The organism is Streptomyces sp. NPDC001902 (genome assembly GCF_042891295.1).
GTDB lineage: Bacteria > Actinomycetota > Actinomycetes > Streptomycetales > Streptomycetaceae > Actinacidiphila.
Genome location: NZ_JBIATA010000002.1, coordinates 249,994 through 271,936, shown reverse-complemented (window position 1 = coordinate 271,936; position 21,943 = coordinate 249,994). Strand labels below are relative to the sequence as shown.

Below are 21,943 nucleotides of genomic sequence, written 5' to 3'. Positions count from 1 at the left end.
GGTCAGGCGGGGTCCTCGCGCCCGGGCCACAGCTCCACGTCATGGGCGGCCACGGCCGCACGGACGCGCTCCAGCACCACGTGCGCGGGCAGCGGCGGAAGGCGGCGGCCGTCGCGGAGCCGCAGGGCGACGTGCGCGTCCGCGGCCTCCTTCGGGCCGATGACGGCCTGGTAGGGGACGAGGCGGGCCTCCCGGATGCGCGCCCCGAGGGTGCCGCGGTCCGGTGCGCGCAGGTCCGCGCGCAGGCCCAGGCCGAGGCACCGTCCTACCAGCGCCTCGGCCTCGGGCAGCTCCGCCTCCGACACCGGCAGGACGACCACCTGGGTGGGCGCGAGCCACGGGGGGAACGCTCCGCCGTGCTGCTCGACCAGGTGCGCCACGGCCCGCTCCACGCTGCCGACGACGCTGCGGTGCACCATGACCGGACGGTGCTTCGCGCCGTCCGCGCCGATGTAGTGCAGCCCGAACTGCCGGGGCTGGTGGAAGTCGATCTGCACGGTGGACAAGGTGGCCTCGCGGCCCGCGCCGTCGGCGACCTGGACGTCGATCTTGGGGCCGTAGAACGCGGCCTCGCCCTCCGCCGCCTCGTAGGGCAGCCCCGAGCGGTCCAGGACCTCGGTCAGCAGGGCGGTGGAGCGTTCCCACAGCTCGGGCTCGGCGACGTACTTGCCACCGGGCCCGGGGAGGGAGAGCCGGTGACGGGCAGGGGTGATGCCCAGGGCGCGGTACGCCCGGCCGATCATCCCCAGGGCGGCGGCGGCCTCGTCGGCGACCTGGTCGAGGGTGCAGAAGATGTGCGCGTCGTTGAGCTGGATGGCCCGTACGCGGGTGAGCCCGCCGAGCACGCCGGACAGCTCGGAGCGGTACATGCCGCCCAGCTCGGCCATGCGCAGCGGCAGTTCGCGGTGGCTGCGCGGGCGCGAGCGGTAGATCAGCGCGTGGTGGGGACACAGGCTCGGCCGCAGCACGACCTGCTCGCCGCCGAGGTCCATCGGCGGGAACATGTCGTCGCTGTAGTGCGCCCAGTGCCCGGAGATCTCGTACAGCTCGCGTTTGCCGAGCACGGGTGAGTACACGTGGCGGTAGCCCGCCCGGCGTTCGGCCTCGCGGACGTACTCCTCCAGGGCGTGCCGGACGGCGGCGCCGTCCGGCAGCCAGTAGGGCAGTCCCGCGCCGATCAGCGGGTCGGTGTCGAACAGGCCGAGCTCGCGGCCGAGTCTGCGGTGGTCGTGCACGGCGGTCTCCTCGCGGACGGCGGGCGAATGACCGCAAGCGGAAGCCCCGGGCACTCGCCCGGGGCTTCCTCATGACAGGGGTCAGCGCGCCGGGACACTCTCCGGCGTCGTCGTGATGGCAGCGCGCTTCATACCGGTGACGATAACAGCCACCGCCGGCGCCCGCGCGGGATTCGCACCGCGCCCCGCCCGCCCGGGGACCACCCGGTGAACGTCTACCCGGTCACAACGCACAACGCTGGGGAAAGTTACGTCTCTTCACCCCTTTCGGTGGCACGGCGGACAACCGTCCGTCGTGCCCCCACTTCGCCGGAATACGGTCATCGCGCCCGAACGGACCGGTGCGGAGAGGGGGCAGACGTGCGTATCGCATTACTCGCGGAGGGTGGTTATCCGTACGCCCGGGGTGAGGGGGGCGCCTGGGTCGACCGGCTCGTGCGCGGGCTCCCCGGGCACGAGTTCGCGGTGTACGCGCTCGGCAGGAACGAACGGGCCGGGACGGCGGGGCTGCCGGCGCTGCCGCCGCAGGTGCGGGACGTGCGCGTGCTGCCGCTGTGGGGGCCGGCGCCGGGGCCCGGGGGCGTGCCGGGCAAGGCGCGCCGGCGGCGGGCGCAGGCGCTGGAGCAGTACCGCGACCTCGTCGGCGTGCTGGCGGGCGACGCCGGGGCCAATGGCGTGGCGGACCGTTTCGCCTCCGCGCTCTACGGCCTCGCCGAACTCGCCCGCGAGGACGGCGGCGTCCCGGCGCTGCTGCGCTCCGAGCACGCGGTGCGCGTGCTGGAGGAGGTCTGCAGGGCGCCCGGCGCGCGACCCCTCGTCGGGGAGGCGGGAGTGGGCGATCTCCTGCTCGCGGCCGACCAGTTGGAGCGCGCGCTGCGGCCGCTGGCCGCGCCCTGGTACGACGAGTTCGGCGACGCGCTGGCCACCGCCGACCTCTGCCACGCCGTGACCGGCGGCACCGCCCTGCTGCCCGCTCTCCTGGCCAAACGGTTCTTCGGCACGCCGCTGCTGGTGACCGAGTACGGCGTGCGGCTGCGCGAGACCCTGCTGCTGCACCGCGCCGCGGGACTGTCCGCCCCCGTACGCGCCCTGCTCGCCGCCTTCCACCGCCACCTCGCGGGCGAGGCGTACCGCCGGGCCGCCCTGGTCACCCCCGGCAACGCCCACGCGCGCCGCTGGCAGGAGCACTGCGGCGCCGAGCGGGACCGCGTGCGTACGGTCTACCCCGGCTACCACGGGCCCGTACCCGAGCCCCCGGCCGACGCCGAGGGCGGCGAGCCGGCGCTGGTGTGGGTCGGCCGGGTCGACCCCGGCAAGGACCTGGTCGGGCTGCTGCACGCCTTCGGGGAGGTGCGCAAGGAGGAACCCGGAGCGCGGCTGCGCGTCGTCCGCGCCGGCGAGGGCGACCCCGCGTACCTGGAGCAGTGCCGCTCCCTGGCGGCGCAGCTCTTCCCCGACGAGGCGGCCGACGCCGTCACCGCGGGCGAGAACCCGGTCTCCTTCGAGGAGCTCGGCTCGCCGGGCGCCCCGGCGCTCCCCGACGCCTACGCGGCCGGGGACGTGGTCGTCCTCTCCAGCGTCGTCGAGGGCTTCCCGGTCACCCTGGTCGAGGCCATGTTCTGCGGCCGGGCCACCGTCTCCACGGACGTCGGCGCCGTACGGGAGGTCATCGGCGGGACCGGCCTGGTCGTGCCCCCGCGCAACCCGAAGGCGCTCGCCGAGGCCTGCGTCGCCCTGCTGCGCGACCCCGAGCGCCGGCAGCGGCTGGGCGCCGCCGCACGCGAACGCGCCCTGGAGCTCTTCACCGTCGAGCGGAACCTGGCCGCGTTCCGGGAGATCTACCTCGACCTGGTCGCCCACGCGCCCGGCCGTCAGGCCCCGCTGCGCGACCCGGACGGCACCCCCGTCCCCTTCGGCAGGCCCGCCGAATCCCGTGTCCCCGGCCACTGGACGGCCACACCGGCCTGGGCGCTCGCCGCCCGTGAGCCCGCGTACGCCGGAGCCGAGAGGCGGGAACGCGCATGAGCCACGTGCAGGAGACCGAAGCCGGCGCCCGCAGGGGCGGCCCCCGCAAACGCGGCCCCGCCGACCCCGTCCGCGCCCTGATGCACCGTCACCGGCAGCTGTGCGCCGAGGCGGTGGACCCGCTGGAGATCGTGGCCGGACTGGAGGCGCAGGGCGTAACCGACCGCGTCGCGGCGGGCTTCCGGCACCGCGACGTCTTCTCCCTCGCCGAGGAGCTCTACGCCCGGGTGCCCCGCGCCACCGCCCCGCCCGCCGCGGGCCGGCCGGCGGACCGCCCCGCCCTTCTGCTCACCCTCGCCCCGGGCGCCGTCTGTGCCGCCGCCGGCGCGGCGCTGCGCTGGCTGCCGCCGGTCACCGTGGTCGCGGTGGCCGTGCCGCTGCTCCTGCTCGTGCTCCTCGCCGCCCTGCGCCGCGGACCGCTGAGGGCGCCGTACGGCACGGGCCCGGCCGGTGCGGTGTGGAGCTGCTGGCTGGTGGGGTTCGGGCTGTACGGGCCGCGCGCCGTCGACGGCTTCGCCGGGGGCGTGCTGCCCGCCGCGGACGCCGCCGAGCTGACCGCGCTCGCGCTCTCCCTCGCGCCGGCCGCCTGGTGCGCCCACCGCTTCGCGGTGCGCTCCCGCGGGCACCTGCTGCGCAGCCGCAGCCTGGAGGAGTTCGGCGGTGCCGTGCGGCCGCTGCTGGCGGGCACGCTCGCGCTCTTCCTCGCCTTGGTGCTCGCGCTGCTGTGCGCCGCCCGGGCCGTGGCGGGCGCCCCGCTCACCCCCGCCGCGCTCGCCGGGCCCGCGGCGCTCGCCCTGCTGCTGTTCACCGCCCGTCTGCTCGCGGTGCACGGCCACCCCGACCCGGCGGCCATCGGCACCGGGCTCGCCTGCGCCACCGAGGCCGTGGCCCTGGCCGCGGCCCTGCTGAACCGGTTCCCCCTCCCGCCGGCCGCCGTCCCCGCGCTGGCCTGCGCGGCCGCCGCCCTGGCGCTGGCGGCCCACGCCCTGACCACGCTCTCGCGTGCGTCGGCGCACACGGCCGCGGCGGCGCCGCGATGAGCGGCCGGCGGCCGGGGCGGCCCGGCACACCCCGCAGTTCCGTAGAAGAAGCCAAGGAGCCATTCACGATGACCCACCCGCACCCCCGACCACGGCGAGCGCAGCGGAGGCGCTCGCTATGAGAGTCCTCCTCCTGGGCGCCAACGGATTCGTCGGCCGTCACGTGGCCGAACGGCTGCTGGCCGACCCCGCCGTGCAGTTGACCGCCCTCGGCCGCAGCGACGACGCGGACGTGCGCTTCGACCTGTCGTCCGGCAGTCCCGGCGCGCTGGCGCGCTTCATGGACGCCGTCCACCCCGGGGTCGTCGTCAACTGCGCGGGCGCCACCCGCGGCGGGGCGCGCGAACTCACACGGCACAACACGATCGCGGTCGCCTCCGTGTGCGAGGCGATGCGCCGCAGCGCCACCTCCGCCCGGCTGGTCCAGGTGGGCTGTGCCGCGGAGTACGGGCCCTCGCCCACCGGTTCCTCGACGGCCGAGGACGCCGTGCCCCGGCCGGGCGGTCCGTACGGGGTCAGCAAGCTCGCCGCGACGGAACTGGTGCTCGGCTCCGGGCTCGACGCCGTCGTGCTGCGGGTCTTCACCCCGGTCGGGCCGGGGACGCCCACCGCCTCGCCGATCGGGCGGCTCGCGGAGGCGATGCGCCGGGCCATGCAGACCGGCGACGGCGAGCTGAAGCTGACCGGACTCGGCGTGCAGCGGGACTTCGTGGACGTGCGCGACGTGGCCCGCGCCGTGCACGCGGCCTCGCTCTCCGCCGCCCAGGGCCTGGTCAACATCGGCACGGGCCGCGCCGTACCGCTGCGCGAGGTGGCCGCGGCCCTGGCCAACGCCGCGGGCTACGCGGGCGCCCTCCACGAGGTCGAGGACCCGCACCTGATGGCGCACGGCACCGGCCACCCCCACTACCCGGACGGCTGCGGCGCCTGGCAGCAGGCCGACATCCGCACCGCCCGCGACCGCCTCGGCTGGCGCCCGCGCATCGCCCTCGAGGAATCCCTCGCCGACGTCTGGATGGAGGCGGCATGCCGCGTGTGACACCGAGCGGCCTGCGCAGGCCGATCGACCGCTGCGACGGACTGGGCTTCGGGGTCCCCGCGTACGCGCACCCGCTGGTCGCCCCGGGCGAATGGGCCGAACTGGCCCGCCCCGAGGCGCCGATGCACTGGGTGGTGCTCAACGTGGCGCGGGGCCCCGGCGCCCGGATCGACCCGCTCTACACGCAGGCGTGCGCCCGGCTGCGCGACGCGGCCGTGCCGGTGCTCGGGTACCTGGACACCCGGCACGGGGCGCGTCCCTTCGGCCAACTGGTCGCCGACGCGCACCGCTTCCTCGACTGGTACCGGGTCGACGGCTTCTACCTCGACCGTGCCCCGACCACGAGTTCGGAGCTGTCCGACTGCCGCCGGGTGATCACCACCCTGCGCGCGCTGCTGACGGTGGAGGGCGGCAGCACCGGGCACGTGGTGCTCGGTCACGGCTGCCATCCGTACGAGGGCTACGCCGAAGCCGCCGACCAACTGGTGACCTTCGCCGGGCCGTGGATGCAGTACCGCTGGTCGGAGGCCCCGGAGTGGACGGCCGCGTACCCGCCGGAGCGCTTCTGCCACCTGGTGCACGGCGTCCCGGCCCCGCACCTGGAGAACGCCATGCGGATCGCCCGCTGGCAGGGCGCGGCGACGGTCTACTTCACCGACCGCACCGATCACGCGGCCTGGGACGGCCTGCCGGGCTACTGGGACGAGGCCTCGCGCATGCTCCGCCGCCAGCCGCCGCCCAGCATGTGACCCACATCAGTCTCGCCCCTCGGGACGGCGGTCTCGGAATGAAGAAGGGCGTGGCAGTGTTACGGGAATAACCACCGTAGTGATCGATCGACAAACGGAGTCCCCGTGTCGCTGCCACCCCTGGTCGAGCCGGCCGCCGAGCTCACCGTCGACGAGGTCCGCAGGTACTCCCGCCACCTGATCATCCCCGACGTGGGGATGGACGGGCAGAAGCGGCTGAAGAACGCCAAGGTGCTCTGTGTGGGCGCCGGCGGTCTCGGTTCGCCCGCCCTGATGTACCTGGCCGCCGCCGGGGTGGGCACGCTCGGCATCGTGGAGTTCGACGAGGTCGACGAGTCCAACCTGCAGCGCCAGATCATCCACAGCCAGGCGGACATCGGCCGCTCCAAGGCGGAGTCCGCCCGCGACAGCGTCAAGGGCATCAACCCCTACGTCAACGTGGTCCTCCACGAGGAGCGGCTCGAGGCCGACAACGTGATGGACATCTTCAGCCAGTACGACCTGATCGTCGACGGCACGGACAACTTCGCGACCCGCTACCTGGTCAACGACGCGTGCGTGCTGCTGAACAAGCCGTACGTCTGGGGCTCCATCTACCGCTTCGACGGCCAGGCGTCGGTCTTCTGGTCCGAGCACGGCCCCTGCTACCGCTGCCTGTACCCCGAGCCCCCGCCGCCGGGCATGGTGCCCTCCTGCGCCGAGGGCGGTGTCCTGGGCGTGCTGTGCGCGTCCATCGGCTCCATCCAGGTCACCGAGGCCATCAAGGTCCTCACCGGCACCGGCGAGCCGCTCGTCGGCCGCCTGATGATCTACGACGCCCTGGAGATGCAGTACCGCCAGGTCAAGGTCCGCAAGGACCCGGACTGCGCGGTCTGCGGCGAGAACCCGACCGTCACCGAGCTCATCGACTACGAGGCCTTCTGCGGCGTCGTCTCCGAGGAGGCGCAGGAGGCGGCGATGGGGTCGACGATCACTCCCAAGCAGCTCAAGGAGTGGATCGACGACGGTGAGAACATCGACATCATCGACGTCCGCGAGCCCAACGAGTACGAGATCGTCTCCATCCCGGGCGCGCGTCTGATCCCCAAGAACGAGTTCCTCATGGGCAGCGCCCTCCAGGACCTCCCCCAGGACAAGAAGATCGTCCTGCACTGCAAGACCGGCGTCCGCTCCGCCGAGGTCCTCGCCGTCCTGAAGTCCGCGGGCTTCTCCGACGCGGTCCACGTCGGCGGCGGCGTCATCGGCTGGGTCAACACGATCGAGCCCGACAAGCCGGTGTACTGACCGACAGGTGAGGCGAAGGCCCGCGGCGTCCGACCGGTTCGGACGCCGCGGGCCTTCGCCGTCCCCGCGGGCCGGACGTCGCGGGCCGGACGTCACGGACCTGCCGGCGCGGCCTCGGCCGGCCCCGGGCCGGTGGACCGCGAACGGACCGGCGCGAGCAGGGACTTCCAGGAGCGGTGCCGCTTGAAGGGCAGCTCGAAGACCCGGGCGAACAGCCACGCCACCAGCAGCGAGACGGGCAACGCCACTACGAGGGTGAACCAGAACGTGGGCAGCCCGGGGGAGACGAACCTGGGGGCGACGCGCCTGATGACGGTCATGACGACGGGCAGGTGCACGAGGTAGAGGCTGTACGAGAAGTCGCCCAGGACACGGACGGGGCGTGCGGTCAGGAGCCTGAGCAGGAAGGCGGGCCTTCCGGTGGCGACCGCGGCGATCAGCATCGTCATGGCGGGCGCGACGGCGAGATCCACCCAGAAGTAGTGGTCCACTGTCCAGACCCGGCCCTTGACGGCGGCGAGCGCCACGACCGGCACGGCGGCCAGGACGGCGAACCAGTGCCACGGCAGGCGCCGGACCCGGGCCGACGCGACGACGATCCCCGCGCCCGCCAGGCCGGCGACGAACACCGGGGCGAGATGCGGGGTGAGCCAGTTGTCCCCCTCCACCGGGGTCGCGTGCGCGGCCATCAGGCCCCGGGCGACGACCAGGAGCGTCACGCCCGCGACCAGGACCACGGCCCCCAGCCGCCGCCGGACGAACAGCAGGAGCGGGAAGAGGAGGTAGAGCTCCGCCTCCACGCCGATCGACCAGAACGTGCCGTTCGGCGTCGGCGCGGTGAACACGTCCTGGGCGACCAGCCCGTACACCAGGACCGTCGCGCCGGTGGGCGGCCCGAAGTGCGAGGCCGGCACCACGAAGAAGGCGACGAGCAGGCTCAGCGCGAGCGCCGCCCAGTACGGGGGCAGGATGCGCCAGGCCCGGCGCCGCAGGAAACGGGCGGCACCGCCCAGCCGCCAGCCGTCGCGCGCCGGGGAGATGGCCAGGGAGAACCCCGACAGCACCAGGAAGAAGACGACGGCGAGACGGCCGTACATCAGCCCGTCCAGCCACCGGGGGGCGGAACTGTCGGGATACCCCGGGAACGTGTACAGCCAGCAGTGGAACAGGAGTACGTACAGTGCGGCCAGGCCGCGCAGGCCTTCGAGGCCCGGCACTTCCTGCCGGCCGTGCGCCGTGCCGGCACTGCTGACGGGGCGGCTCGCGTCCAAGGGGATCGTTCGGCCCTTTCCTTCCACGTCGGCGACCCGGTGCCACCCACGGTGACTGGTACGTCGCGTTCGGCCGAGCGGTTCAACGAGCGACGCACGCCCTCGTCCGGGTCACTGCACGCCGTTGCGGATGACGTCCGGGCGGTTGGTGATGATGCCGTCGGCGCCGAGGGCCGCCATGCGGACGGCGGTGGTGAGGTCGTCGACCGTCCACGCGTTCACGCGCAGCGGCTTCCCGTCGGGGCCCTTCGTGCCGTGGACCGCCTGCACGTAGGCGTAGGTGACGTCCTTCTCGTCCGGGTTGATCTGGTCGGCGAAGGCCGCGTACTCCTTCAGCTGCGAGACCGGCGGGCTGCCCAGGAAGCCGGTCTCGACGGCAGGGCGCAGTGCGTGGGTGCGGCGCAGGGCGTCGGCGCTGAAGCTCTGGATGACCAGGCGGCCGGAGAGGTGGGCCCGGTCGAGCCAGCCGGCCTTCTCGAGGGTGTCGACGGTCTGCTTCTCGATGCCGGGGTAGAGCTCGGGCTGCTTGAGCTCCAGCAGCAGGCCCTGCTGGTCGCGGTCGAGGAGGGTCAGGTACTCCTGGAGGGTGGGGACGCGTTCGCCGCGGAAGCGGGGGGCGAACCAGCTGCCGGCGTCGAGCCGGCGGATCTCGGCGAGCGTGAAGTCGGCGACGCGCCAGGGGGAGCGGTCCGGGAAGACCTGCTCGACGTCGGTGGTGCGGTTCAGCGTCGCGTCGTGGATCACCACCAGGGCCCCGTCCTTGGTGCGCTGGACGTCGTTCTCGATCCACTTGATGTGCTGCTCGTTGGCCTTGCGCACGGCCGCCAGGGTGTTCTCGGGGGCCTCGGTGGACGCGCCCCGGTGGGCGAAGACCGTGGGGGAGGAGGGGTCCGCGGGGGCGGCGTGGGCCGGCATGGTGACGAACGCGGAGGCTCCCAGCAGGGCGACGGCCGTGGCGGTACGGGCGAGGTGCTGGTGCATGCGTACTCCTCACGACGGCGCGGGTCCCCTCCCCGACCGAGGGTCGCAGCCCGTACCCGGACACGGCAGTGCACGGCATGACAAACGGGTGAATATCGTCATCTCGTTCCCCCGCCAGGGTGGCACGGATGACGTCCGGCCGCAGGTCCTGAGGCCCACCCGGGTGGCGGCGGCCCGACAACGGGCCGCGGGGCCGCCCGGGGCGCCGCTGCGGGCGCCCCGGGCGGCCCCGCCGTCACGGAGCGTGAGGTTCTGTGTGAGGTTCCGGGCCGGGTCCCGGGATCAGCGGTGGCGGCCCTCCACCATCGCCTCCAGCGTGTCCCGGTGCAGGATCAGCGCGTCCGGGTCGGCCGGCATCTCGCGCTCCCCGAAGTGCACCTGGCGGTGACCGATCCGCAGCATCGCGATCGCGTGCCGCAGCGCGGCGTACAGGAGGTGGAAGTCCAGGTGGCGCGGGGTGTGCCCGGTGAGCTCCGCGTAGGTCGCCGCGACGCGGTCGCGGTCGAGGAAGTCCGGCATGCCGGGGAAGCCGGCGGAGACGGTGAGGTCCTGGAAGAAGCGGTGCAGGTACACCAGCCAGGCGAGATCCAGTTCCCGGGGGCCGGCGGAGGCCATCTCCCAGTCGAGGACGGCGACGGGGGCGAAGTCGGCGTCGTAGACGATGTTGCCGATCCTGGCGTCGCCCCAGCTGAGCACGGACGGGCCGGGGTCGGCGGGCCAGTGCTTCTCCAGCCACGCGAAGGCCCGCTCGATGACGGGGGAGGGCGCCAGCCCGTCCACGACCCACTCGTAGTAGGCGCGTTGGGCGTCGACGTGCGCGCGCAGCGTCCCCTCGCCGGGGACGGTGTGGAGTTCGGCGAGGACGCGCACCGTCGAACGCTCCAGCCGCGCCCGGTCCTGTTCGGAGGCGTCGAAGAGCCAGTTGCCGCCGTAGGTGTAGGGCATGACGTCCGGCGGGACGCGCCCCGGGACGCGCTCCATGACGAAGAAGGGCGCGCCGAGCGGCCCCGGGTCGGGCTCCAGCCACAGCAGTTCGGGCACGGGGACGCGGGTGCGCGTGGCGACCGTCCGGATGACGCGGTACTGCGCGGCCATGTCGTACGTCGGGAAGACGGTGTAGGCGTCGGGGTCGCCGGCCAGCCGCAGCACGCAGGGGCGGATGCGCTGGCGCGCGATGCCCTCCGGATGGGGGACGGCCAGGTCGAACAGGACGGTCTCGCTGGACAGGCCGTTCGCGGAGGGGGCGTGCACCGCGCGGCTGTGGGCGCCGGGATGCTTCGCGGCCAGCCACTCGTCGAGGCGGCTGCGCAGCAGTCGGGGATCGCGGGTGGTGGTGCGCACCGTTGTCACATGGCCTCCTGACCGGTGAAGCCGCTCGGGGTGTGGCGGCCGAAGCTGCCGTGCTCAAAGATGCCGTAGCCGACCCGGCCGTCCCAGGCGAAACGCGCGGCGTGGTCGGTGACTCCGTACGCGGCCGGCGCCATGACCGCCGGATCCGTCAGGTCGTACGCACGGCGGTCGAGCCATCCGCGGCCCTTCCACTCGCCGTGCTGCCAGTCGCGGGCGGGCGGGTAGCCGGCCCCGACGGCGAGCGGGCTGGAGACCAGCACCTTGGCCTCGATCTTCCCGCCGTCGAGGTGGACGACGGCGGAGACCGGGGTGCGGGTGCCCTCCCGGTAGGTGATGCCGACCTGGGCCCGGCCCAGTTGCCGGTCCGGGCCGTGCTCGGTGATCTGCAGGGCCTCGTCCAGGGAGCGGTAGCCGTCGGCGTCCTCCTGGGCGATCACCATGACGAAGCGGTCGTCGAACCGGATCGGTATCCACAGCCAGTGGAAACCTTGCGGGCGGTGCTCCTCCTCGGCCCGTCCCGGGGCCTCGCCGGGCACCGGGCGCACACCCCAGCTGCGGTCCCGGGTGGCCGTCCAGCGGTCGCGTTCCACGCGGATCTCCTCGCCGTCGCCGGTGCGGACCACGCCGTGGCAGGTGCCGGCCTGGACGAAGCGGCTGGCCTCCAGGAAGAGCCGGCCGCCCCGGTACTGGGCGTGGTGCGGCTCCTCGACGGCAGGGAACGCGGCCTCCCATTCCAGGTCGTACGAGAGGAACTCGTCGTCGCAGGTCAGCCGGAGCCTGCGGAGCGGTTCCAGGACGTCGATGCGCAGCGGCCCGACCTGCTGCCGCATGCGGTCCTCGCCGAGCGCGTCCGAGGCGCGCACCGCGAGCATGCCGGTGCCGCGCGTCAGGGTCGCGTAGGCGTCGGTGACGCCGAGGTTGGGATGGACGCCGAGGCCGGTGACGAGCAGGGCCCGGCCCTCGTGGTCGAAGAAGTGGAAGATCGAACGGTCGTAGGCGTTGCGGTCACCGGTCGCGACGTGGCGCATGGAACGGGCGATCTGATGGACCGGGTACTCGTCCAGGGGCACGGGTCGAGGCGCGGGCATGCGCCTGATGATGCGTCAGCGCGGTCGCGGTGGGAAGGGGTCGTGCCGCGCCGTCCTGCCGCGCCGTCAGTCCCCGCCGGCGTCGCCGTCCGGCGTGCGCCTGGCCCGGCTCGGCTGCACCCGCAGCGGCTCCCCGGGCATCTTGGGGTGGTCCGGCGGGTACGGCATGTCACCCAGCCCGCGGTCGTGCTCGTCGCGTTCGGCCAGTTCCAGGACGGAGTCCAGCCGGAAGGCGTGCTCCTCCATGCCGGCGTGGACGTCGCCCAGCTCGGCGTAGCGCGCGGGCATGGTGACCAGGTCGAAGTCCCGCGGGTGCGCCTGTGGCACCTCCTCCCAGCGCAGCGGCGCGGAGACCGGGGCGTGCGGCTTGGGCCGTACGGAGTAGGCGGAGGCGATGGTGCGGTCGCGCGCGGTCTGGTTGTAGTCGACGAAGATCTTCTCGCCGCGCTCCTCCTTCCACCACGCGCTGGTGACCTGCCCGGGCATCCGACGTTCCATCTCCCGGGCGATGGCGATGGCGGCCCGCCGCACCCCGGTGAACGTCCACTCGGGCTCGATGGGCACGAAGACGTGCAGGCCCCGCCCGCCGGAGGTCTTGGGCCAGCCGCGCAGGCCCAGCTCCTCCAGCAGCCCGCGCAGTTCGCCGGCGACGCGCACGGCGTCGGCGAAGTCGGTGCCCGGCTGCGGGTCCAGGTCGATGCGCAGTTCGTCCGGGTGGTCGAGGTCGCCGCGCCGGACCGGCCACGGGTGGAAGGTGAGGCAGCCGAGGTTGGCGCCCCAGACGACCGCGGCCACCTCGGTCGGGCAGATCTCGTCGGCGTGGCGGCCGGAGGGGAAGCGGATGCGGCCGGTGGGGATCCAGTCCGGGGTGTTCTTCGGCGCGCGCTTCTGGAAGAACGACTCGCCCTCGACCCCGTCCGGGTAACGCTCCATCGTCGTCGGCCGGTCGCGCAGCGCCCGCAGGACGCCGTCGCCGACCGTGAGGTAGTAGCGGGCCACGTCCAGCTTGGTGAAGCCCGGTTCCGGGAAGTACACCTTCCCCGGGTTCGAGATCCGGACCGTCCGCTCGCCGACGGTCAGCTCGACCGCCTCTGCCATGCCGTCACCGCCTCTCCCGTCCCCGACACGGTAGGCCCGACGGGCGGGCGGCGCCCGTCGGGCGGAGAATCGCGGCATGGACCTGCCGGTGATGCCGCCCGTGAAGCCGATGCTCGCCAAGTCCGCCACCGAGATCCCGCCCGGCATGCTGTACGAGGGCAAGTGGGACGGGTTCCGCGCCATCGTCTTCCGCGACGGCGCCGAGGTGGAGATCGGCAGCCGCACCGGCAAGTCCCTGACCCGCTACTTCCCGGAGGTCGTCGAGGCGGTCCGCGCCCAACTGCCGCGGCGCACCGTCGTCGACGGGGAGATCGTCATCGCCGGCGAGGGCCGGCTGGACTTCGACGCCCTGCTGGAGCGCATCCACCCCGCCGACTCGCGCGTGCGGCAGCTCGCCGAACGCACCCCCGCCTCGCTCGTCGCCTTCGACCTGCTGGCGCTCGGCGACCGCTCCTTGATGGCGGACCCGCAGACCTGGCGCCGCCAGGCCCTGGTCGACGCGCTCGGCACGGCACGGCCACCGGTCCACGTCGCCCCCGCCACCACCGACATCGAGCTGGCCCGGCGGTGGTTCGAGCAGTACGAGGGCGCGGGACTGGACGGCGTCGTCGCCAAGCCCCCGGACGTCGGCTACCGCCCCGACGAACGCGTCATGATCAAGGTGAAGCACGAGCGCACCGCCGACTGCGTGCTGGCCGGCTTCCGCTGGCACAAGTCCGGTCCCGTCGTCGGCTCCCTCCTGCTCGGCCTGCACGACGCCGCCGGCCGGCTCCAGCACGTCGGCGTCTGCGCCTCCTTCGCGATGCGCCGGCGCGAGGAACTCGTCGCCGAACTGGAGCCGCTGCGCATGGAGTCCGCCGAGGGCCACCCCTGGGCCGACTGGGCCGAGGTGGGGGCACACCCGGCGAAGCCAGGGGGAGAGCCCGGCGGCCGCATGCCCGGGGCCCAGAGCCGCTGGAGCGCGGGGAAGGACCTGTCCTGGATCCCGCTGCGGCCCGAGCGGGTCCTGGAGGTCGCGTACGACCACATGCAGGGCGACCGCTTCCGGCACACCGCCCGGTTCCGCCGCTGGCGGCCCGACCGCGACCCCGCCGGCTGCACCTATGCGCAGCTGGAGGAACCGGTCGGCTACGACCTCGGCGACATCCTGCGCTGAGGACCCGCAACGCGCACCGGGGCGAGCCGCAGCCGCTGCGGCGGCCGCAGCAACCGCCCCTCCGGGCCGGCGGGCAGGGCGGGCTCCGCGGGGCGTGCACCGGCCTGCGCGTAGGCGGCGAACCAGACCACGACGTCCTCGCCGGTGCGCACGGGCAGCGCCGGGAAGCCGTTGGCCGCGTGCTCGGTGCGGTGCACGGCGCGGGCGCAGTCCGGGGGCGCGAAGCCGGACGGGTCTGCGGGGTGGCAGACGGTCGCGACGACCAGCCCGGCGTCGTCCGGCACGCGGTAACCGGGGCCGCGCAGCAGCAGGACGTCGTCGGAGTCGGTCATGGTCGCGTTGGCCTCCTCGCGGTGCGCCCGCCAGACGGGGCCGTCGTAGAAGGCGTGCAGGGCGCGGATCCTGGCCGCCATGTCGGGGAAGGCCCGCATCCATACGAACCGGTCCGGGTCGTCCAGGTCGCGGAACCGGCCGCCGACCCGGATCCCGGCGGCCTCCTGACCGGTGACGAACTCGCGCTCGAACAGCTCGACCAGGGTGTCCCGGGCGCCGGGGCGCAGGGTGTACTGCCGCAACTCGACGATGTGCGTGGTGTCCATGACCGGGGACCGTAGGGGCGGCCCACTGACATCCCCTGTCAGTGGGCCCGCGTCACAGCGCCTGCCGCCTGGTGAGCTGGGTGAACGCCAGCCAGCCGGGCAGCACCGGCAACCAGAAGGTCAGCACCCGGAACAGCAGCACCGCGGAGGTGGCCGTCGCCGAGTCCAGGTGGCCGATGGTGGTCAGACCGGCGATCAGCGCGCCCTCGACCGCGCCCAGGCCGCCCGGGGTCGGGGCGGCGGAGCCCAGCGCGTTGCCCGCCAGGAAGATCACCGCGACCGCCGCGAAGTTCACCTCGCCGTGGAAGGTGCGGATGCTGGCGTCCAGGCACAGCACGAAGGCGAGGGTCAGCAGCAGCGTGCCGCCGATGCCCGTGGTGAGCTTCATCGGCTGCTGCAGCACGTCCAGCATGCGCGGCACCACCCCGGCGAACAGCGCCCGCACCCGCGTGGACACGAAGCGCCGCAACGGCGGCACCGCGGTGACGACCAGGAAGAGCACCCCGGCCGTCAGCAGACCCGCCATCACCGTCCGCGACGGCGACAGGGAGGGCGTCTTCTCGGTGCCCGTGATGTAGCCGAACACCAGCAGCAGGCTGATGTGCGAACCGAGGCCGACCAGCTGCGAGGCCCCCACGCTCGCCACCGCCAGGCCCGGGCGCACGCCCGACTTCTGCAGGTAGCGCGTGTTGAGCGCCACGCCGCCGATGGCCGCGGGGGCCACCAGCTTCACGAAGGAACCGGCGACCTGCGCCAGCGTGGTGCGGACGAAGGACAGCTTCTCCGGCACGAAGCCGGACAGCGCCATCGCCGCCGCGACGTAGCTGAGCGCGGAGGCCAGCACGGCCACGATGACCCAGATCCAGTTCGCCTCGGCCAGCAGCGTCGCCGGGTCGATGCTGCTGATCTGGGAGAGCAGGAAGTACGCGGCGAAGGCGCCCGCGATGATGCTGATCAGCGTGCGCGGCCGCACCCGCTCCAGCCGTACCGGCTCCACCGGGGCCTGCGGACGGATGAGCAGCACCTGGTGGCGGATCCGGGTGAGCAGGTCCTCCTCGCGGACCCCGTCCAGCGCGTCCTCGATCGCCTTCTTCTCGGCCCGCCGCTCGGCCTTGGTCTCCTTGCCCGCGTCCTTGCCGGCTGCCTCACCCGCGTCACCGGTCTCCTCGTCCGCCCTCCGGGCGCGGGACGCGGCCAGCACCGCCTCGCGTTCACGCTGCGCCCGCTCCCTGGCGAGCTGCTTCAGCGTGGCCCGGGTGGTGCGGCTCAGCGCGATCGGCTGCAGCAGCGGCAGGGAGTCGGCGACGGCGTCCGGGCCCAGCACGGCCACGGCCGAGGCCACCGACCGCTCCGGGCCGACGCGCAGCGCCAGGGTGGTGAGCAGCTGCGCCACGTCCATGCGCAGCACGATGTCGCCCGCCGCGATCTCCCCGCCGCGCAGGTCGGTCAGGAAGACGTCGCCGTGGCGATCCATCTTCAGCGCCTCGCCGACCAGCCTGCGGTGCGCGATCCGCCGCGACTGCAGCGCCCGCACCTGCTCCCAGGCGCCGTGCAGCACCTCGTCGGTGATCTCCTCGTCCGACAGCGCGTCCAGGGAGCGCCCGCCCATGTGCTCGTACACCAGCATCACGGCGTCCGGGCCCAGCTCGGAGGTGGCGATCAGCCGCGGGGCGTTGGCGCCGGCGGCGATGGCCGCGTAGGCCAGCAGCGCCTCCTGCTCCAGCGCCTGGCGCAGCGACTGCAGGCTGCGCCGCTGGGTGATCCCGCGCAGCTGGAGCCGGCGCCACATGCGGTAGAAGAAGCCGTGCGCCTGCTGCTCGCGGTCCACGACCGTGACGTCGAGCAGCGGGCCCTGCTCCAGGGTCACCAGGTAGCGGCGGCCCCGGTCGGAGTCGGGCGCGTCGGGGAACTCGTCCTCCGCGCGGACCGCCGTCAGCGGGGCGAAGCCCACCCGGCGCAGGCCCGCGAGCAGGTTCTGGCCGGTCGGGCGGACGTTCGGCGAGCCGACCCCGTAAAGCGTGCCGTACGCCACGGTCCAGCCGATGAGCACGGTCACGATGATCGAGAACGGTGTCGTGTAGCCGCCCACCAGCACCGCGAAGGAGTCCACGACCAGCACGAACCACAGCGCCACCCGCCAGCGCGGGCGCCGGGCCATGCCGACCGCCGTCATGTAGGCGATCACCGGGGCCAGGTAGCCGTGGACCGGGTCGGTGATCCCGCCGCCGGGCGCGTCGCGGGTCAGCGCGTCCCGGATCGCCACCGGCGCCGCGTCCGACACCCACAGGTCGGTGGCGAGCGACACCCCGTGGGCCAGGACCGCGGCCAGCACGCCGTCGGCGATGCGCAGTCCGTCCCGCTTGATCAGCCGCTCCACGGCGAACGCCACGGGCACGATCAGCACCGCCACGGTCGCCAGCAGCCCGGCGATCGTGATCAAGGGCTCGGGCGCGTGCGTCGCGCCCTCGGCGATGTCCTGCTCCACGCCGGAGGTCGTCGCGTGCGCGAAGCCCGCGATCATCAGCACGATCGCGATGCCGAGGAGTCCGAAGAGGAAGCGCATGAGGTCGACGGGCCGGTGCACGCGCGCGGGCAGCAGCGGCTCGTCCCGCGCCACCGGGTCGGTGTGCGGGGTGGTGCCGGTGACGGACTCCTCGGCGCCGGGGCCGTCGGCGGTGCCGGGGGCTTCGGTGTCCGGGGCCTCGGCGGTGCCGGGGGTGCCGTCCTGGGCGTCGTCCCCGGACCGCGCGGGCGTCACCGCCGCTTGTCCGGCCGGGGCCTTCGATGTGGCGCGGGTCTCACCGCGCGGGGCGTCACCGGACGCGGACACGGCCTGCCCGGCGCGCTCGTCCGGGGTCGCCGGGGCGCCGTCCCCGGGGCCCTCGGAGGCAGCCGGGACCGCGCGAGCGGCTCCTTTCCCGCTCACGTCGTGCTCTCCTGCTGTCTCTTTTTGATCTCGTATCACCAGTCACCGCCCGGATGATGGTGGCACGAGCGGCGCGCGCATGGGCGCAGGAGGGGGCAATTCGCCGTCCCGGGCGCCCCCGTACGCGCATGCGCCGGCCGCGACTGTCGGTGCCGTGGGGCACCATGTGACGGATGAGCAAGGACACCGCACACGACCCGGACGACGGTCCGGACGACGACGTCCAGGAGCTGCCCGCGTACGCGGAGCGCGTGCTGGACGTCGCCGAGCGGATCCCGCCCGGACGGGTCATGACCTACGGCGACGTCGCCGAGTGGCTGGAGGAGGGCGGTCCCCGGCAGGTGGGCCACGTCATGGCGCTGTACGGCGGGGCCGTGCCGTGGTGGCGCGTGGTGCGCGCGGACGGCGGGCTGCTGCCGGGCCACGAGCTGCGCGCCCTGGAGCACTACCGCGCCGAGGGCACCCCGCTGCGCCAGGCCCCTCGGGCCGCGAAGGGCCACATACCCCGCCTCGACATGCGCAGGGCCCGCTGGGACGGCACGGACCCCGTGCCCGCCCCCGGCGGGGACGACTGACGACCGGACGCTCACACCATCCAGCTTCCGCCATCGGCGACCGGTTGATGCCATCGGCCGTCCGGACGGAGTACGGTGCCCCGCGCCCGGCCGCTCCCGCATCCGTACGGGAAGGACGGGACGCGCGGCGGTCCCGTCGACCGGTGGCGTACCGTCGGCACCCGGCCTCCCCCGGCCACCGGCGGCACAGGCCGCCGCACACGCACCCGCACGCACACGGAACCGGCGAACCACGTGACCTCCTCCTCCACCCGCCAGACGGACGCCGCCGCACGGCGCTCCGGGGGGACGGTCGGGCCTTCCGGCGGCTACCGACTGCTACGGACCGCTCCGGAACCGGTGACGCCCCCTGAACTGGACGCCGCACAGCGCGCGGTGGTTGAGCACGCGGGCGGTCCGCTCCTCGTGCTCGCCGGTCCGGGCACCGGGAAGACCACCACCCTGGTCGAGGCCGTCGCCGAACGCGTGCGACGCGGCACCGACCCGGAACGGATCCTCGTCCTCACCTTCAGCCGCAAGGCCGCGGGCGAACTGCGGGACCGCATGGCCGCCCGGATGGGCGGCGCGGCCGCACCGCAGGCGACCACCTTCCACTCGTTCTGCTACGCCCTGGTCCGCGCCCACCAGGACCCCGAGCTGTTCGCCGACCCGCTGCGGCTGCTGTCCGGCCCCGAACAGGACCTGGCGGTGCGCGAGCTCCTGGCGGGCGAGGCCGAACTGGAGCGGCGGGGCCGGACCCGGGTGCGCTGGCCGGACGAGCTGCGCGCGGCGCTGACGACCCGCGGCTTCGCCGACGAGGTGCGGGCCGTGCTGGCCCGCACCCGCGAGCTCGGCCTCGGCCCGCGCGCCCTGGCCGCGTCCGCCGGCCGCACCGGCCGCCCCGACTGGTCGGCGGCGGCCGGCTTCCTCGCCGAGTACCTGGACGTCCTCGACCTCCAGGGCGTCATCGACTACGCCGAACTGGTGCACCGCGCGGTGCTCCTGGCCGGGCGTCCCGAGGTGGCCCGCCACCTCGCCGGGGCCTACGAGGCCGTCTTCGTCGACGAGTACCAGGACACCGACCCGGCGCAGGTGCGGCTGCTGCAGGCGCTCGCGGGCGGCGGCCGCCACCTGGTGGCCCTCGGCGACCCCGACCAGTCCATCTACGCCTTCCGCGGCGCCGACGTGAACGGCATCCTCGGCTTCCCCGAGGCCTTCCGGCACGCCGACGGCCGCCCCGCCGGCGTCCGCGTCCTCACCACCTCCCGCCGCTCCGGTGCCGCCCTGCTGGCCGCCACCCGGCTCCTGACGCGGCGGATGCCGCTGACCCGGCTCCCGGCCGCCGCCGTCCGCGCCCACCGCGAGCTCGCGCCGGTCCGCGAGGGCGGCTCGGCCGCCGTCCGCACCTACCCCACGCCCGGTGCCGAACTCGACGGCATCGCCGACGTGCTGCGCCGCGCCCACCTCGAGGACGGCGTCCCCTGGTCCGACATGGCCGTCCTGGTGCGCGCGGGTTCCCGCTCGCTGCCCGTGCTGCGGCGGGCCCTGACCTCCGCCGGGGTGCCGGTCGAGATCGACGGGGACGACCTCCCGCTGCGCGACGAGCCCGCCGTCGCCCCCCTCCTGCTCGCCCTGCGGGTCTGCGCGCACGCCGCCCTGCCCGACGCCCCCGAGCCGGGCCTGCGCGTCGAGGACGCGCTCACCTTGCTGGTCTCCCCGCTCGGCGGCATGGACGCCGCCGACCTGCGCCGCCTGGGCCGTGCCCTGCGCGAGGAGGAGCGGGCCGCCGGGGTCGCCGTACCGCGGCCGTCGGACGAGCTGATCGCCGAGGCGCTCGCGGAGCCCGAGCGGCTGGTGGCGCACGACCCGTCGTACGCGCGGGGCGCCCAGCGGCTCGGCGGGCTGCTGCGCAAGGGGCGCGAGCTGCTGGCCGGCGGCGGCACCGCCGAGGAGGCGCTGTGGGAGCTGTGGGACGGCACCCCCTGGCCCGGCCGGCTGGAGCGGGCCGCGGCGCGCGGCGGCGCGGCAGGACGCAACGCCGACCGGGACCTGGACGCGGTGTGCGTGCTCTTCGACACCGCCGCCCGCGCCGAGGAGCGCACCGGCGGCCGTGGCGCGCTGAACTTCCTGGAGGAGCTGTCCGCCCAGGACATCGCCGCCGACGTGCTGACCCGGCGCGCCGTCCGGCCGGACGCCGTACGGCTGATGACCGCGCACCGCTCCAAGGGCCTGGAGTGGCGGCTCGTTGTTGTCGCCGGCGTCCAGGAGGGGCTCTGGCCCGACCTGCGCCGCCGCGGCTCGCTGCTGGAGGCCGACCGCATCGGCCGCGACGGCCTCGCGGAACCGCTCACCCCGGGCGCCCTGCTCGCCGAGGAGCGCCGGCTGTTCTACGTCGCGGCCACCCGCGCCCGTGAGCGGCTCGTCGTGACCGCCGTGAAGGCCGCCGCCGACGACGGCGACCAGCCCTCCCGCTTCCTCACCGAACTCGGCGTCGAGCCCGTCGACGTCACCCACCGGGCCCGCCGCCCGCTGTCGGTCGCGGCCCTCGTCGCCGAGCTGCGCGCCACGACCGTCGACCCGGCCGCCTCCCCCGCCCTGCGCGAGGCCGCCGCGCGGCGCCTGGCGCGCCTGGCGGCCCTGGAGGACGCGGGCCAGCCGCTGGTGCCCGCCGCCCACCCCGAACGCTGGTGGGGCCTGTACGAGCAGACCCGCTCCGAGGTCCCGCTGCGGGACCGGGACCAGCCGGTCACCCTCTCCGGCAGCGCGCTGGACCAGCTGGCCAACACCTGTGCCCTGCAGTGGTTCCTCGGCCGCGAGGTGAAGGCCGAGCCGCCCTCCACGGCGGCCCAGGGCTTCGGCAACGTCCTGCACGTCCTCGCCGACGAGGTCGCCTCCGGCAGCACCCCGGCCGACCTGGACGTGCTCATGGAGCGGCTGGACTCGGTGTGGAACGCCCTGGCCTTCGACGCGCCCTGGAAGTCCCAGCAGGAGAAGGAGAACGCCCGGGCCGCCCTGGAGCGCTTCCTGCGCTGGCACGTCATGGAACGCGGCCGCCAGGCCGTCGCCTCCGAGCACGGCTTCGACGTCACCCTGGAGACGGGGGACGTGGCCGTCCGCATCCGCGGCAGCATGGACCGCGTCGAGACCGACGCCGAAGGCAACGCCTACGTCGTCGACTTCAAGACCGGCAAGGCCAAGCCCACCGCCGCCGAGGTCGAGGGCCACCCGCAGCTCGCCGTCTACCAGCTCGCCGTCCGCGAGGGCGCCGTCGACGAGCTCTTCCACGGCACCCGGCCCGCCCCCGGCGGCGCCGAGCTCGTCCAGCTCCGCCTCGGCGCCGCCCGCCGCGACGGCGGCGACACCCAGCCCACCGTCCAGCACCAGGAGGCGCTGAGCGGCGACTGGGCCGACACCCTGCTCGCCGGCGCGGCCGCCCGCGTCCTCGACGAGCGCTTCACCCCCTCCACCGGCCAGCACTGCGAGAACTGCGCCTTCCGGGCCTCCTGCAGCGGCCGCCCCGAGGGCCGGCACGTGGTGGAGTGAGGCGG

16 protein-coding genes are annotated in these 21,943 nt (G+C 74.6%); 8 read left to right on the top strand and 8 right to left on the bottom strand.

The genetic code is table 11. The annotated features are described in order from the left end of the window. Positions 1-2: 2 nt before the first annotated feature. Positions 3-1,289: a threonine--tRNA ligase gene (gene thrS / locus ACFYYN_RS04490; RefSeq protein ID WP_500544635.1), complete on the bottom strand. Its 1,287-nt coding sequence runs from the start codon at positions 1,287-1,289 to the stop codon at positions 3-5. Between the two features lie 306 nt (positions 1,290-1,595). On the opposite strand from thrS, the gene pelF reads away from it, so the two are divergent. From pelF to moeZ, 5 genes are all read left to right on the top strand, one after another. Further along, on the top strand, positions 1,596-3,260 hold the full coding sequence (gene pelF, locus ACFYYN_RS04485; RefSeq protein WP_500327960.1) for a GT4 family glycosyltransferase PelF: 1,665 nt from the start codon (positions 1,596-1,598) through the stop codon (positions 3,258-3,260). Further along, entirely contained in the window at positions 3,257-4,300 is a 1,044-nt protein-coding gene (locus ACFYYN_RS04480; protein ID WP_500327958.1) for a hypothetical protein, read from the top strand. Before pelF ends, ACFYYN_RS04480 begins: the two co-directional genes overlap by 4 nt. Positions 4,301-4,418: 118 nt before the next feature. Continuing rightward, the gene (locus ACFYYN_RS04475) at positions 4,419-5,339 is read left to right on the top strand and encodes an NAD-dependent epimerase/dehydratase family protein (RefSeq protein ID WP_500544634.1); all 921 of its coding nucleotides are present in this window, start codon (positions 4,419-4,421) and stop codon (positions 5,337-5,339) included. Further along, complete coding sequence (locus ACFYYN_RS04470) at positions 5,327-6,088, top strand: spherulation-specific family 4 protein (protein WP_500327956.1); 762 nt, start codon at positions 5,327-5,329, stop codon at positions 6,086-6,088. Before ACFYYN_RS04475 ends, ACFYYN_RS04470 begins: the two co-directional genes overlap by 13 nt. Positions 6,089-6,193: 105 nt before the next feature. Then, positions 6,194-7,372, top strand: a complete 1,179-nt coding sequence (moeZ, locus tag ACFYYN_RS04465; protein ID WP_500544633.1) for an adenylyltransferase/sulfurtransferase MoeZ — start codon at positions 6,194-6,196, stop codon at positions 7,370-7,372. A gap of 92 nt (positions 7,373-7,464) precedes the next feature. Here the strand turns inward: moeZ and ACFYYN_RS04460 are convergent, their stop codons facing one another. The 5 genes from ACFYYN_RS04460 to ligD all read right to left on the bottom strand — a co-directional run bounded on the left by ACFYYN_RS04460 (position 7,465) and on the right by ligD (position 13,160). Further along, positions 7,465-8,643 carry an acyltransferase family protein gene (locus tag ACFYYN_RS04460; protein WP_500544632.1) on the bottom strand — a complete coding sequence of 393 codons (1,179 nt, stop codon included), beginning with the start codon at positions 8,641-8,643 and terminating at the stop codon, positions 7,465-7,467. Between the two features lie 111 nt (positions 8,644-8,754). Next, positions 8,755-9,624 (bottom strand): glycerophosphodiester phosphodiesterase, encoded by an 870-nt coding sequence (locus tag ACFYYN_RS04455; protein WP_500327953.1) that lies wholly within the window; start codon positions 9,622-9,624, stop codon positions 8,755-8,757. Between the two features lie 282 nt (positions 9,625-9,906). After that, on the bottom strand, positions 9,907-10,974 hold the full coding sequence (locus ACFYYN_RS04450; protein ID WP_500544631.1) for a phosphotransferase family protein: 1,068 nt from the start codon (positions 10,972-10,974) through the stop codon (positions 9,907-9,909). After that, positions 10,971-12,062, bottom strand: coding sequence for an Rv3169 family protein (locus ACFYYN_RS04445; RefSeq protein WP_500544630.1), 1,092 nt, complete (start codon positions 12,060-12,062; stop codon positions 10,971-10,973). Before ACFYYN_RS04445 ends, ACFYYN_RS04450 begins: the two co-directional genes overlap by 4 nt. Before the next feature lie 66 nt (positions 12,063-12,128). Continuing rightward, entirely contained in the window at positions 12,129-13,160 is a 1,032-nt protein-coding gene (ligD, locus tag ACFYYN_RS04440) for a non-homologous end-joining DNA ligase (protein ID WP_500327950.1), read from the bottom strand. A 76-nt stretch (positions 13,161-13,236) separates the two neighbouring features. On the opposite strand from ligD, the gene ACFYYN_RS04435 reads away from it, so the two are divergent. Then, positions 13,237-14,316 (top strand): ATP-dependent DNA ligase, encoded by a 1,080-nt coding sequence (locus ACFYYN_RS04435; RefSeq protein ID WP_500544629.1) that lies wholly within the window; start codon positions 13,237-13,239, stop codon positions 14,314-14,316. On the opposite strand, the gene ACFYYN_RS04430 is transcribed toward ACFYYN_RS04435, so the two are convergent. Then, positions 14,289-14,915, bottom strand: coding sequence for an NIPSNAP family protein (locus ACFYYN_RS04430; RefSeq protein ID WP_500544628.1), 627 nt, complete (start codon positions 14,913-14,915; stop codon positions 14,289-14,291). The genes ACFYYN_RS04435 and ACFYYN_RS04430 overlap by 28 nt on opposite strands. A gap of 52 nt (positions 14,916-14,967) precedes the next feature. Next, on the bottom strand, positions 14,968-17,841 hold the full coding sequence (locus ACFYYN_RS04425; protein WP_500544627.1) for a lysylphosphatidylglycerol synthase transmembrane domain-containing protein: 2,874 nt from the start codon (positions 17,839-17,841) through the stop codon (positions 14,968-14,970). Positions 17,842-18,014: 173 nt separating this feature from the next. Between ACFYYN_RS04425 and ACFYYN_RS04420 the strand changes: the two genes are divergently transcribed. Both ACFYYN_RS04420 and ACFYYN_RS04415 read left to right on the top strand, forming a co-directional pair. Continuing rightward, on the top strand, positions 18,015-18,416 hold the full coding sequence (locus tag ACFYYN_RS04420; protein ID WP_500544626.1) for an MGMT family protein: 402 nt from the start codon (positions 18,015-18,017) through the stop codon (positions 18,414-18,416). Between the two features lie 234 nt (positions 18,417-18,650). Continuing rightward, positions 18,651-21,938, top strand: a complete 3,288-nt coding sequence (locus ACFYYN_RS04415) for an ATP-dependent helicase (protein ID WP_500544625.1) — start codon at positions 18,651-18,653, stop codon at positions 21,936-21,938. Positions 21,939-21,943 lie beyond the last annotated feature (5 nt).